This window comes from Terriglobales bacterium (genome assembly GCA_035543055.1).
Taxonomy (GTDB): Bacteria; Acidobacteriota; Terriglobia; order Terriglobales; family Acidobacteriaceae; genus JAIQFD01.
Genome location: DATKKJ010000166.1, coordinates 1 through 13,698 on the forward strand (window position 1 = coordinate 1; position 13,698 = coordinate 13,698).

A 13,698-nucleotide genomic window follows, 5' to 3' on the forward strand; every position below is an offset into this window, starting at 1 on the left:
GCGTCTCCCACTGACCGGTCTCACAAGAAAAATCCTGAAGCACTTCCAGGTCATCCAATAGGCGTAGTGGAGGGTCCCGCATGGGAGCGTTAAGCAGTGGGGTGCTTGCGCCCGATTTCAAACTCACCACCACCGATGGCCGCACGGTCTCGCTGAAGGAAGCGCTGCGGCGGGGGCCGGTGGTGGCGGCATTCTTCAAGATCTCTTGTCCAATCTGCCAGATGACGTTGCCTTACCTGGAGCGCGTTTACAAGGCGTACCCGAGCGAGAAGTTCGCCTTCCTGGGCGTGTCGCAGAACGACAAGAGGGACACGCAGGCGTTCGCCAAGGAGTACGGCATCAGCTTCCCGCTGGCGATCGATCCATCCGACAAGTACCCGGCGTCGAATGCCTACGGGCTGACCAACGTGCCCACCTTCTTCTTTATCGCCCCTGACGGCAGCATCGAGCTCACCAGCGTGGGCTGGGTGAAGGCCGACATCGAGGAGCTGAACCGGCGTCTGGCCAAGCTGGCGGGCGTGAAGCCCAAGCCGGTGTTCAAGCCGGGGGAAGACGTGCCGGAATTCAAGGCCGGTTGAGGGTCGCTGAACTGATCCGCGGTCGCGGACGAAGCCTCAATACAAAGGACACGAGGGTCAGCACGAAGGCCACAAAGGAGGTCTTCGTGCGGAGGAGTTTTCTGCATCCGGCTCAGCGGCTAGAATGGCGGGTCGCCTAGGAGTCTTCATGCGCGGGCTCGTCCCCCTCCTCGTCTTGTTGCTTTGTCCTCCGCTCGCAGTAGCCCAAGCGCCGCAGCCCAAGGGGCTGCCTGCCGGCGCGGTGCAGGCGCTGCGGTCGATCGATCCTGAGAGACTCCGTGCGCACGTGAAGTTCCTGGCCAGCGACCTGTTGGAAGGACGGGGGACCGGACAGCGGGGAGGGGAACTGGCGGCGGCTTACATCGCGACCCAGTTGGAGCTCTATGGCCTGAAGCCGGCGGGGGAGAACGGCACTTATTTCCAGGGGGTGCCGCTGCTGTTCATCACCACCCAACCCACCAGCTTTGCGGTCGTGCCGGCGTCGGGTTCGCCGATGGAACTCAAATTCGGCGACGACTACGTAGTCCTGGACCAGACCGGCAACGCGGTCAGCGACGTGGATTCGGAGATCGTGTACGTGGGGTACGGGATCAGCGCGCCGGAGTATCAGTGGGACGACTACAAGGGCGCGGACGTGCGCGGCAAGGTGTTGCTGATGCTGGTGAACGAGCCCCCTTCGACCGACCCGCAGTTCTTCAAAGGCCCGGCCCTGACCTATTACGGGCGGTGGACGTACAAGCATGAAGAAGCAGCCCGGCGCGGCGCCGCCGGCGTTCTGCTCATCCATACGACCGACATGGCCAGCTACGGCTGGGAGGTGGTGCGCAATTCCAACGCGGGGGAAAAAGCGCAACTGGCCGACGACCCCGATCCGAAGCTGAGAGTCGCGGCCTGGGTGCAGGCGGGTGTGGCCCGTCGAATCGCCGGGGCGGCAGGGAAAGACCTCGAGCAACTGATGAAGGATGCGCGCTCGCGCGACTTCCGTCCGGTCGTCCTGCCGATGCGGCTGAAGGCGCACATGGTCAATCGGGTGCGGCGTGCGCGCTCCGACAACGTGCTCGCCATCCTGCCCGGCTCCGACCGGCGCCTGCAGGACGAGGCGGTGCTCTACACGGCGCACTACGATCACCTGGGAATCCGGCCGGACCAGGCGGGCGACAACATCTACAACGGGGCCGCCGACAACGCCACGGGCTGCGCCATCCTGCTGGAACTGGCACGCGCTTTCGCGGGGTCGGGAGTGCGGCCGGCGCGCTCCGTCCTGTTCGCCGCCGTGACCGCGGAGGAGCAAGGCCTGCGCGGCTCCCAGTATCTGGGCAAGCACCCGCCGCTGGCCGCCGGGAAGATCACCCTTGCCCTGAACTACGACGACCTGCCGCCCATTGGCGACCCGGAGGAAGGCGGGACCTACGGCGCCGAACGGACCTCGTTCTATGCGGCAGTGCAGCAGACGGCGAGAGAATTCCAGCTGCAGCTCCGCCCCGATCCCAATCCGAATGCTGGTTTCTATTACCGCTCCGACCACTTCAGCCTGGCGCGGGCTGGCGTCCCGGCCTTCAGTGTCAGCGAAGGGCGCAAGTTCAAAGGGCATCCGCGGGAGTGGGGCGACCAGCAGGCTGCCGAGTACAACGCCAAGCGCTACCACCAGCCTTCGGACGAATACGACCCGGGCATGGACTTCAGCGGTAACGCGCGGATGGCGCGCTTCGGCTTCGTGCTCGGCTGGCGGGCCGCCGGCCAGCGGGACCTGATCGGCTGGACTGCCGGGGACGAATTCGAAGCCGCGCGCAAGCGGAGCCAAGCCTCCGGCGCGCATTGACCCCGGGCGACTGGCCAATCTCGCCAAGCGTTGGCAGGGGCGGGCAAACGATGATACTCTCGCCCCGCTGCAGCCCCCAGGAACCACGGCCCACGCGGGCCCAGACCGCGTGACGTCGCATTAGCATGCCATTCTCGTTCCTACAACGCGGGAACCTCGAAGAACACCTGCGACAGGTCTCTCTGGCCACCTACAAGCCGGAACTGACGCTGGAGGGGCTGGTGACGGGGGTGGACAACGTCCGCCACGATGTCTGGCTGAGCCAGAAGTTCTGCGATATCGCGCGGCAGCACGTCGTCAAGCTGGTGGCCAAGTACGGCAATGTCGAGCCGCTGCTGGTGAAGGAAGAAACCATCAGCTATCGCCCGCCCTCCGTGATCCGCCATTCGGAGCAGCAGGAAAAGGCGAAGCCTGCCGACCCGGCGGAGTTCAAGCGCTTGCTCTCGGAGCTGCACGTGGCCTCGCTGAACCGCGCCAAGACCGACGCCAACCAGAACCTGGACCTGCTGCTCCGGCTGGCGGTGGTCAAGTTCCTGCGCACCGAGCTGCACACGCAATACAACGAGGTCCTGCAGGTGTGCCGCGCCAAGGTGAAGACCTTCGAAGGACCGCGGCAGCCGAACCCGCAGAAAGGCGTCGAAGTCCGCGAGCGCTTCTGGCAGTTCCAGGTGAACAAGAAGCCGGTGCTGCGCCGGGTGGGACAGGAGCTGTTCACCACCATCCGCGACATCGAGAAGGAGGCCTTGGGCCGGATGCGGCGGTCGCTGTTCGGGGAGAACCACAAGGGCGCCTATGAGCTGTTCCTGAACCGCCTGATCTTCACCGAGGACGGCCGCGACGATTACCTGAACGCCGAGCACTACGTCATGCTGGGCAATTACGAGAACGACGTGGACCGCTTCGGCACCATGCTGGAGCTGGCCTGTGCGTTCCTGAAGTCGCTGGGAGTGCTGAAAGAGGGAGAGAGCGAGGGCACGCTCGATTATCAGCTCAATGTCCCGGAGAACGCGCAGGAACTGGTGGCCGGTGGCAGTCCCGACGAGAACACGGCCAGGGGCAAAGGACAGAAGGCGGTGCTGCAGGAGTGGCAGACGGCGCTGGAGAACGCCGGCGTCATGGGCCACGTGATCGCCTCCTACGAAGTGGTGCCGCTGCTGGCGCAGTACTCGCCGCCCATCAACGCCCAGCAGCTGAAGAACGCGCTCATCTCCAAGGACGAGAGAAAACGGGTGGAGGCGCTGTTGGAAAGCCACGGCAAGCTCTCGCCCGCCGCGCTGCACACCGCGGTCAAGCGGGTGGACGGCATGAGAAGCGGGGAGCGGGCCAAGCTGGCCGGCCGGTTCCTGACCGACTTCATGCGCTATCACCGCGACATCCGCCGGCTGGAGACGCTGAACGAGGCGATGGAGCTGGTGAACGTGCTGGCCAACGACCGCATGCGCGAGCTTTCCTCCATCAACAGCACGCTCTATGAGTTCCTGTTGCCGGAGGAGATGAAGCCGGTCGAGGACAAGGTGATCGACCACGTCATCCTCAAAGCGGACGTGCGCGATTCGACCACGCTGACCCGGACGCTGTTCGAGCGCGGCCTGAACCCGGCCTCGTATTTCTCCCTGAACTTCTACGACCCGATCAACAAGCTGCTGCCCCAGTACGGCGCGACCAAGGTGTTCATCGAGGGCGACGCGGTGATCCTGGCGATGTTCGGGCGGGAGGGCGAACCGCAATTCTGCGTCGCCCAGATCTGCGTGCTGGCCAAGGAGATGATCGAGATCGTCCGCGCCTACAACCGCAAGTCGCAGGAGCAGGGACTGCCGGTGCTGGAGCTGGGCATCGGCATCTCCTACCAGGATGCGGCGCCCATGTACCTGATGGACGGGACCAACCGCATCATGATCTCCAAGGCGCTGAACGAGAGCGACCGCCTTTCCTCCTCCAGCAGGGGCGCGCGCAAGTACCTGGAGGGCAACAAAACGCCGTTCACCGTGTTCTCGTTCCAGACGGTGAGCGACGCCGACACCGGCGGCACTCCCGATGAGTTCCTGGTGCGCTACAACATCGGCGGCATCCACATCAACCAGGCCGCGTTCGACAAGCTGAAGACGGAGATCTCGCTGGAGCCGCGCGAACTCCCCCTGGCCACGCTCCTGGGCGGGAAGACGGCGAGGATCTACAGCGGGATGGTGCCGGTGCCCTCCGGCGGCTTCCACCTGATCGCGGTGCGGGAAGGGCGTGTCCCGCACATCAACGCCTCCGAGTTCACCCTCAAGGAGTGGACTGACCGGCGCTACTACGAGGTCTGCACCAGCGAAGAGGTCTACGCTCTACTCGCCCAAGGTAAGACCGCGGCCGTAGCGTCGACCTAGCGCGACCGCGAATCACGCCAGCAGCATCGCGCACTCCGCCAGGCGCGCGAGGGACTTGTGCAAGAACTCGGCGGTGATCCGGGGATCGGCTTGCCGCAGCTCGGCGAGCAATTCTGGGTGATCGCGCGTCCCATCGAGCAAGGGCAGCAGGCGGCGCAGCTCCGGCTCCGGCATCTGGAAGCTGTTCAGAAGCAGCGAGGTGACGGGCAGGCCGGCCTCTGCCTGCCAGCGCGCCACCACGCCGGCGAGCGGGCGCTCGCTGATCGCGGTGCAGAGGGGGGCCTGATACGCGCGGAATTCCGCCACCGCATTGGCCAGCGAGGAGACCAGCATGCGGATCAGTCTGGCCTCCGCAGCCAGGGCCAGGCTTTCGAGCCCCGCCCTTCGGCAGATACGCGCGCGCAAGTCGGCGTAGGGGACCGCGCGCGGCCACGCATCGCCCAGCTCCAGGTACACCGCCTTGGGGATGGCCTCATTGGTGTTGACGGTTTGCCCCTGAGCGGTCCGGAATTCGACGGTCTCCGGACCAGTGATGTCGCGCACTGGAACGGCGGGTTGCGTGGAGCTCGCGATCATCAGCCGCTCCATCCGTTCGGGGATGACGTTGAGGTCTAGGTCATGCCCGGCGCGGCAGAGGATGGTCTGGCGGAAGCCGCGGCAGTGGATGAAGTCGAGGTACTGCTCGCGCAGCAGGCGGTCAGGCACGGCCTCCAGTTCGGCCCGCGCGTGCTCCGGCAGCCGCGCCGTCCGCATGCGGTGGATGTCGGACTCGGCGACGAACTGCAAGCCATAGGCGGCCGCTTGCTCCATGAAGTCGAGGAAGTAGAGCGGCTCGTTGACCTCGGCGAGGGCGTCGAAGAACAAGAGCGGATCGGACTTCTTGTGGACCGCGGCTTCACGGCGCAGCAGCTCCCGCTCCACGGTCGGCTCCGGGATGGCCGAGATGACGAAGTCCACGATCTTCTTCGCCTCCCGCAGCTTGGTGGCGGGATCCGTGATGTGCCGGGTGTGGAAGCGCATCAGGTCGCGGGTAATCTGCCGCAGGTGTCCTGCCGGGTAGGTGTTGTAGCTGACGTAGGCGACGCCGTTGGGCGCCAGGTGCCGGCTGCAGATCTCGAGCAGCTTGTCCTGCACCCCGGGCGGGATCCACGAGAACAGCCCGTGGGCGACGATGTAGTCGAAGGCGCCGGCGTTGGCGGGGAACTGCATCAGGTCCAGCGCCCGGAACTCGGCATTCACCACGCCCAGCCGGGCCGCGGTCTCTCGCGCCCGCTCGATGGAAGCCTGCGACAGGTCCACACCGACGCAGTGGCTGTCCTTCAGCGCGTAGGCCACGGGGATCAGGTGCCCGCCCTCGCCGCAGCCCACCTCCAGCACCCGGCTGCGCTCCACCGGCGGCGGCTTGAGCCCGTAGAGCGTGGCCAGCATGGCCATGCGCTCCGGCGAAGCTTGCGGGTAGAATTTCCCGGGATAGCGGAACTCGTCGTAGAGGGTGGGGCTGGTGGCGGTGCTCATGGCTCGGCCTGCACAGAGACACAGAGCCTACCAGAGTCTTCCTCTGTGTTCCTCTGTGGTTAGGCTTTTGCTTTTCTCTTACGGCGCAGGACGCCCGCCACGCCCGCGAGGCCGGTGCCGACCAGTGCCAGGGTCCCCGGCTCGGGCACTTGCGGGGTGTTGTACAGCTCAAGTTCTGCGAACCCGCCACCCGGGAGGGGGGGATCGAGCACCAGTTGGCCCTCCTCGTTCACCAAGAAGGCATTGTTGGGTGAGAGCGCATCGCCGAACATGGAGTCGACCTTCAACCCGATGAAATCCTTGTACTGCAGCACGTCCTCCTTGTAGAAGCTGATGTACATGTCGAAGTCGGTGGTCGTATGCCATTTGTCCGGAGTGCCGACTACCATCTCCTTGTAAGAGGTGCTGAGCAGTTCGTACTTAAGCTCGTACTTGAGATCGGGATCTGGCGGGGGAAGCAGGTTGCCGAAGTTAAGGACGAAGCTGTCGCCCTGCACCCCGGCGCTGTACATATTGTTGGCGCAGCTGAAGGGTGTCTGCACCGGCCCCGGTTGGGACTGCACCGCCGGCACGCCCGTGGAGGAGCCGTCGCCCCAGTTGATGCCGGAGACGAAATTATCCGAATTGCACGAGAGACTTGGGGTTTGGATAGGGCCGGGGTTTGCGGCGTGCGCCGCCAGCGGGAATGCCGCCACTCCCGACAAGACCGCGACCAGGGAACGAGCCCGGACCACCATGGAGCCTCCTCTTACCCACCTTGTCTTGAACCCAGCGAGAAACGGGACACCCTACCTACATTTGTTGCGAAGGAAACAGCAACTTTGGTGCCACTGCCTGAAATCCATAGTCTGTTCGTTTTGGGATACTTAGCGCGTTCGGCGGGATTTCGCCGCCTCCCCTTGTATGCAAGTCTTTGCAGACAAATGGAGGAGCTTTGCAGTTGGAAGTTATTGAGAAACTAAATAGCCATGAGCGGGAAGTGCTCTAGAACGCTGTCTTCCTGGCCTTGAAAGGAATGAACACCACTGCCTCCAGGTCCACGGCGCTGCCGTTCTTGGTGGCAGGGCGGAAATGCCAGTGGGAGAGGGCGGCCTTGGCGTTCTCGTCGAGGCGGTCATCGAGGCCCTCCAGCACCTTGATATCGGCCACCGTGCCGTCGGCGCGGATGACAGCGTACAGGGTGACGGTGCCCTCCACGTTCTTGCGCATCAGTTCCATCGGATAAGCGGGGTCCACCTTGCTCATGGCCACGGGTGCGGTCAGGTCACCGGCCTTCTCGCTCTGATGCAGCTCGGCGAAACGGATGATCCAACTGCCGCCCGCCGAGGTCAGGTTGGGCATGTTGAGGATCATTGAGTAGTACTTCTTGGGGCCGAAGATCTTGTCCTCGATCTTGCTGGGGGCGTCCAGCCCTCCGGAGATCGTGCTGGTGGAAGCGGGCGCGGTACTGCGCGCGATGTCGGCTACGGCGTGAGCCGCCGCGAGCAGGCTACGCCGGAGCGCATCGCCGCCGACTGCCGGATGGGCCGAGGGCGGCGCAGCCACCACCGCGCCGGCGGGCGACGAAGCGGGCGAGCCTCCGATAAGGATGCCGGCGGGAACGCCGCCGTTGCCGCCGCCGTGACCGGGACCCCCAGGTCCAGATCCCGTGCCGCCACCGCCTCCATTCCCGCCACCCCCGGCAACGTCGGGTGTGCCCGCCGCCCCCGGCTTGCCTTCGGGTGTCGCCGCGAAGATACCGCGCCGGTTCCCTCCCGGGACCTCGATGGGACCCGCAGGAGGAGAGGGACGCACGCTGAGGGCGACGAACTGTCCCATGGCCTTGGCGCTGATGCCACCACTGAACTCGACGGACGGAGCCGCGGGCACGGCCGCGGCGGCGCCAGCGAAGGCGGCTGTCGCGCCGCTTCCGCCGAGCAGGTTGGCGGCGCGCTGCTCCGGCATCGGCAGCGCGGGGTTGGTGACCACGATGTCGGAGTGGCCGACGTTGAGGTCGCCCATGGCGCGCGGCGCTGCATCCGGCGCCGGAGCGATCGCACCGGGGGCTGCGACCGCGGGCAGATTCAGCTTCTTCAGATTCGGATCACCGGGGTCGGGCGCGGGCGCCACCGCAGTTCGATCCAGTGCTGGGGCGGTAAGCTGAGCCAGGTTGCGGGTGGGATTCGGCGCCGGCGGCGGAGTGGCCGTCGGCAGGACCGGAACACTCAGCTTCGTGAGGTTGCGGCCAGCCACCGGAGGCGCCGGCACGTCGGTCCACACCACCATGTTGGGCAGCTTCACTTCCTTCGTGATCAGCCGGAGGTCGATGGGATCGATGATGGTCTGGGTGCTGTTGTCCGGATGCTTGGGCAATGAGACGATGCGCTGCGGCGAGTACTCGGGCTCGCCCTTCTTCGCTTCCTTGGCCGGCTCGCTGCCGGTGTCGATGGCGGGGAGGTACTCCGAGACGTCGTAGTAGGTGATCTTCTGGTCGCGGAAGAAAGAATCGCGGACCACCCGTGGCCGGAAGACGAAGGTGTTCGACAACCCCCACAGGGCGATGACGATGAAGACGTGGTAGAGGACTGATTGCAGCAGGGGGCGCCGCGGGATGCCGGCCTGCACGAAGACATCGGGCCAGAACGGAGCCGGCCGCGAGGTGAGCATCTGCATGGGCTCGCGGTGCGGCCGGAACAGGTCGCGCAGGTTGCGCAAGAAGACCCAGCCCCACGGTTCCAATTCGACCAGGAATTGCGGCGGGCGGGCAGCAGGCCGCGTCCGGTTCACAAACGCACCCCGCGATGCCTGCATTTCCATCTTCTCAACCAAGGGCTGGGCGGAAACAGAGTAGTGAGATTATATAGTGGTAAACAGGCGATCCCGGATTTTTTGTTCCTTCCCATCCGGCAGGACATGTTCGCTGGCGGTGATACTTGCCGGCCGCCGGCGTGTTCTAATCGAGTAGGACTGGAAGCCATCATGCGATACGCACTCGTGCTCTGTCTTGCCGCCGCGGCGATGTTCGCCCAGCAGGCGCCGCCTTCCCAGCAGGCGCCCGCCGACCTCACCGGGATGTACACCTTCCTGCAGGACGGTGAGTTCGTGCAGCTCAGCGTGCAAGACGGCCGGCTGTCGGGATTCATCTCGCGCTACGAGGACGGCGAAAAGAGCCTATTCGTGGACCAATTCTTCAGCGAAACCACGTTGAACGGGATGGAACTTAGCTTCAAGACCAAGATCGTGCACGGCGTCTGGTTCGAGTTCAAGGGCGGGGTCGAGCGCGGACCGGGGAAGACTCGCGCCGAAGAGGCGTACTACGTGGTGCGCGGCACCCTGGTCCGCTACACCGAAGACGCGAACAAGAAGGCCACGGCGCAGACCCGCGAGGCCAGTTTCAAATCGTTCCCGCAAGAAGCCGAAGGGGAGCCGCCGCCGAGAAAGTAGCCTCAGGTCCGCAAGACCAACGGACCGGAGCTGCCACCGCATCTAAGCACTGAGCCGTACTTGCGGTTTGCCGGCGGTTGGCCCACCATGGATGGGCTGATTCGCGGCTGTGCAGGCCGTAGTGGGAGACATCATGGCAAGACGATCGTTGCTGTCCCGCACTCTGGCGGTCACCCTCGCACTGTCCTTCTTGGTCGCGCAAAGCGTGGCGCAGTCGGAGCCGGTCCTGCCGGACCCCGGCAATCCCGGGATCAGCCGGGACGAACAGATCCAGGTGGGCCGCAAGGCCATGGGCGAGGTGTACAAGCAGATGCCGGTGCTGCCCGATTCCAGCCCGGTGACGCAATACGTGCAGCAACTGGGCAAGCGCCTGGAGAAAGTGATCCCGGCGCAGAACTCGTGGCCGTATGAATTCCACGTCGTCCAGCAGAAGGAGATCAACGCCTTCGCGCTGCCGGGCGGGCCCATCTTCGTGAACGTGGGGACCATCACGGCGGCTGCCAACGAGGCGGAACTGGCCGGGGTGATGGCGCACGAGATGTCGCACATTTACATGCAGCATTCCGCCAAGCAGATGAAGCAGAACGTCGGGCCCAGCATCCTAGCCGGGGTAGGACAGATCCTGGGGCAGATGATCGGCGGCGTGGGCGGGACGCTGGCCAGCATCGGCGGGCAGATGGTCGGCGGCATGTGGAGCATGAGATATTCACGCGCCGATGAGGCTCAGGCCGACGCCGTGGGCGCGGTCATCATGTACAAGGGCCAGTACAACCCGCGGGCGATGGCGGAGTTCTTCGAGAAGCTGGAGAAAGAGGCAGGGCCGGGCGGACCGCAGTTCCTCAGCGACCACCCGAATCCCGGCAACCGGGTGGCGGCGGTGGACAAGGAGATCGCCAACTGGCCGGCGCAGCGCTGGTTAACGAGCTCGGCCAGCTTCAACAAAGCGCACCAGGACGCGCAGAGCGTCACCGCTTACAGCGCGCAGCAGATCGCCGATGGCGCCAAGAGCGGGCAGTGGGCGCGGCAGAACCAGGGCCAGGGCTCGGTGCCCGCCGGGGTTTCGACCACCACACCAGAAGCTACGGCGGCGCCCGCCGGCAATGCCAACATCGCCAGCGTGACCTACCAGCAGGTCAAGCCGAGCTCGACGATGAAGCCCATCCCCGGCAACCCGGTGTTCAGCATCAAGTATCCGAATAATTGGGAGGCGTTCCAGGACCAGAACGGCGGAATCACCATTGCGCCCGCGGCCGGACACTCGCAGGGCGCGGTAGCCTATGGCGTGGTGTTCGGTGGCGCGAAAGCGCAGGGAGGTTTGCAATCCGTTACCCAGCAGATCGTGCAGAGCCTGACCCAGGGCAACGCAGGCATGCGGCAGACCTCGGGGCTGGAACAGATCCGGGTGAACGGCGTGCCGGGCATGTCCGCCGACCTGAGCGGACCATCGCCGGTGCTGGACTCGCGCGGGCAGCCGCTGCCCGAGCACGACTGGCTGGTCACGCTGCAGCGCCCGGATGGCAGTGTGCTCTACGCAGTCTTCGTCGCGCCGGAACGGGACTACGCCCGGCTGGAACCGACCTTCGTCAACATGGTCAGGACCCTGCGCGTCCGGTAAGTCGTTGTCGGACATGGGCGCCGGCGCTCCGCCGGCGCTTTCATTTTGGCCAAAGTTTTCCGAACTTTCTTCCCGCCGCAACGTACTTGTAACCAGGCAGCGAGATACTGCTGCAGACGGCGACTAACCAAAGGGCACGGCGTCCGTCAAATACTTTGGAAGGAGGTTGCGATGAGCGGGAAATACAACAAGATCGCGGATAACCTCGGCGTGCGCCTGGCACTGAACATCGCCGGCTTCGCCCTGTGGCTGATGGCTGCGATGGCGCTCCTGCGCGCGTAAGCGCTCGTGACCTACTTCTCCATCGCCGCTGTCTCCGCCCGGGCGGAGTAGCGCGATGCGACGTAGTTGTTCAGGATCTCGATGAATTCCGCCACGATGTGGTCGCCCTTGAGAGTGGTCATGAGCCGCCCGTCCACGAAGACGGGCGCCTTGGGCTCCTCGAAGGTGCCCGGCAGCGAGATGCCGATGTTGGCATGCTTGGATTCGCCGGGTCCGTTCACCACACATCCCATCACCGCGACTTTCATCTCTTCGATCCCCGCGTAACGCTCCTTCCACACCGGCATCTGCTCGCGCAGGTAGGACTGGATCTGCTCCGCCATCTCCTGGAAAAAGGTGGACGTGGTGCGCCCGCAGCCGGGACAGGCGGTCACCTGCGGGGTGAAGCTGCGGATGCCCAGGGATTGCAGGATCTGCTGCGCGACGATGACTTCCTCGGTGCGGTCGCCGTTGGGAGCGGGGGTGAGTGAGACGCGGATGGTGTCGCCGATGCCCTCCTGCAACAGCACGCTGAGCGCGGCGGTGGAGCCGACGACGCCCTTGGCACCCATGCCCGCCTCGGTCAGGCCGAGGTGCAGGGCGTAGCCGCAGCGCGAGGCCAGGGCGCGATACACGTCGATCAAGTCCTGCACGCCGCTGACCTTGGCGCTGAGGATGATCTGGTCGGTGCGCAGCCCGTACTTTTCCGCCAGCTTGGCGGAATTGAGGGCGCTGAGCACCATGGCCTCCATGGTGACCTCGCGCGCCTCTTTGGGCTCGGGCAGACGCGAGTTGTCGTCCATCAACTTGGTGAGCAACTGCTGGTCGAGCGAACCCCAGTTTACCCCGATGCGCACCGGCTTCTGGTTCTCGACTGCGACCTCGACCATGATGCGGAAATTGTCGTCGTCCTTCTTGCCGATGCTGACGTTGCCGGGGTTGATGCGGTACTTGGCCAGGGCCCGCGCGCAGGCCGGGTACTTCTTCAGCAGGATGTGCCCGTTGTAGTGGAAGTCGCCGATGATGGGCACGCGCACACCCTGCTTCTCCAGCTTCTCGACGATGGTGGGGACGGCGGCGGCGGCCGCGTCGTTGTTGACAGTCACGCGCACCAGCTCGGAGCCGGCACGGGCCAGGTCGGCGACCTGGCGGACGGTGCCGGGAACGTCGGCAGTGTCGGTGTTGGTCATGGACTGCACCACGACCGGGGCCTCGCTGCCGACACGCACCCCGCCGATCACGACGGTATAGCTTTTCCTGCGCTTGATCTCAGCCATCAAGCTTCTAGTCTATCAGGCGGGTGTGACGGTGGTCACACCGGGCTAGACTCGCTAGTATGTGGGCCAGCACCTCGGGGGAGCAGATGCAACCGAAGGAACGGGTGGGATTCGAGCTCCAGCCGACTCTAAGAGGAAAGCTGGTCGAGCTTCGCCCGCTCAAGCCGCAGGACTTCGATGCGGTGTTCCAGTCGGCCAGTGACCCGCTCATCTGGGAACAGCATCCGGAGAGCGACCGATACAAGAGAGAGGTCTTCCAGAGATTCTTCGACGCGGCCATCGAATCGAAGGGCGCGTTTGTGGTGGTCGAGCGGAAGTCGGGGAGGATCATCGGCAGCACGCGCTACTGCAACCTCGATCTCGAGCGATCAGAAATAGAGATCGGCTGGACGTTCTTGGAGCGTGCTTTCTGGGGCGGAGCCTACAACGGGGAGATGAAGTCGCTGATGCTCGAGCACGCCTTCCGGTTCGTGGACCGCGTCGTGTTCGTGGTGGGAGAGAAGAATCTGCGCTCGCAGACAGCGTTGCAGAAGATCGGAGCGAGGTTCCTGCGGACGGCCGACCGGCCGGGGCCGGATGGGAAGCCGAGTTTGATCTTCGCCATCACGCGGTAAGACCTCACCACAAAGGGCACGAAGGCGAACACGAGGACACAAAAGGCCTTTCGTGACCTTTGTGAATGCCTTTGTGTCCTTGGTGGTGAGCCCTTACGGCAGGTACTTCGACAGCACCGGCAGCTTGCCCAGGTCGTTGTAGATGACCATCACCGCGAACAGCAGCAGGAAGACGAAGGCCGCCTGGTAGATGCGTTCCTTGATGCGCATGGAGATGTCGCGCCGCATCA

Annotated in this window: 10 protein-coding genes; 6 read left to right on the forward strand and 4 right to left on the reverse strand. The window is 64.8% G+C overall.

Annotation, left to right across the window (positions count from 1 at the left end; genetic code table 11):
• Window positions 1-80: 80 nt before the first annotated feature.
• The 3 genes from VMS96_11230 to VMS96_11240 all read left to right on the forward strand — a co-directional run bounded on the left by VMS96_11230 (window position 81) and on the right by VMS96_11240 (window position 4,763).
• On the forward strand, window positions 81-578 hold the full coding sequence (locus VMS96_11230) for a TlpA disulfide reductase family protein (protein ID HVP43997.1): 498 nt from the start codon (window positions 81-83) through the stop codon (window positions 576-578).
• A 148-nt stretch (window positions 579-726) separates the two neighbouring features.
• Window positions 727-2,397: a M28 family peptidase gene (locus tag VMS96_11235; protein HVP43998.1), complete on the forward strand. Its 1,671-nt coding sequence runs from the start codon at window positions 727-729 to the stop codon at window positions 2,395-2,397.
• Window positions 2,398-2,522: 125 nt separating this feature from the next.
• Window positions 2,523-4,763 carry a hypothetical protein gene (locus tag VMS96_11240; GenBank protein HVP43999.1) on the forward strand — a complete coding sequence of 747 codons (2,241 nt, stop codon included), beginning with the start codon at window positions 2,523-2,525 and terminating at the stop codon, window positions 4,761-4,763.
• A gap of 12 nt (window positions 4,764-4,775) precedes the next feature.
• Here the strand turns inward: VMS96_11240 and VMS96_11245 are convergent, their stop codons facing one another.
• The 3 genes from VMS96_11245 to VMS96_11255 form a co-directional block, all read right to left on the reverse strand.
• Window positions 4,776-6,278, reverse strand: coding sequence for a class I SAM-dependent methyltransferase (locus VMS96_11245; protein ID HVP44000.1), 1,503 nt, complete (start codon window positions 6,276-6,278; stop codon window positions 4,776-4,778).
• A gap of 59 nt (window positions 6,279-6,337) precedes the next feature.
• On the reverse strand, window positions 6,338-7,015 hold the full coding sequence (locus VMS96_11250) for a PEP-CTERM sorting domain-containing protein (protein ID HVP44001.1): 678 nt from the start codon (window positions 7,013-7,015) through the stop codon (window positions 6,338-6,340).
• 247 nt (window positions 7,016-7,262) lie between these two features.
• On the reverse strand, window positions 7,263-9,068 hold the full coding sequence (locus tag VMS96_11255; protein ID HVP44002.1) for an energy transducer TonB: 1,806 nt from the start codon (window positions 9,066-9,068) through the stop codon (window positions 7,263-7,265).
• 168 nt (window positions 9,069-9,236) lie between these two features.
• On the opposite strand from VMS96_11255, the gene VMS96_11260 reads away from it, so the two are divergent.
• Window positions 9,237-9,701 carry a hypothetical protein gene (locus VMS96_11260; protein HVP44003.1) on the forward strand — a complete coding sequence of 155 codons (465 nt, stop codon included), beginning with the start codon at window positions 9,237-9,239 and terminating at the stop codon, window positions 9,699-9,701.
• Window positions 9,702-9,834: 133 nt separating this feature from the next.
• Window positions 9,835-11,316, forward strand: a complete 1,482-nt coding sequence (locus VMS96_11265; GenBank protein HVP44004.1) for a M48 family metallopeptidase — start codon at window positions 9,835-9,837, stop codon at window positions 11,314-11,316.
• A 293-nt stretch (window positions 11,317-11,609) separates the two neighbouring features.
• Here VMS96_11265 and ispG read toward each other — a convergent pair whose 3' ends face one another.
• Complete coding sequence (gene ispG / locus VMS96_11270; GenBank protein HVP44005.1) at window positions 11,610-12,854, reverse strand: flavodoxin-dependent (E)-4-hydroxy-3-methylbut-2-enyl-diphosphate synthase; 1,245 nt, start codon at window positions 12,852-12,854, stop codon at window positions 11,610-11,612.
• 59 nt (window positions 12,855-12,913) lie between these two features.
• On the opposite strand from ispG, the gene VMS96_11275 reads away from it, so the two are divergent.
• A complete protein-coding gene (locus VMS96_11275; protein HVP44006.1) occupies window positions 12,914-13,468 on the forward strand; it encodes a GNAT family N-acetyltransferase in 555 nt (184 codons plus the stop codon).
• Window positions 13,469-13,698: the final 230 nt, after the last annotated feature.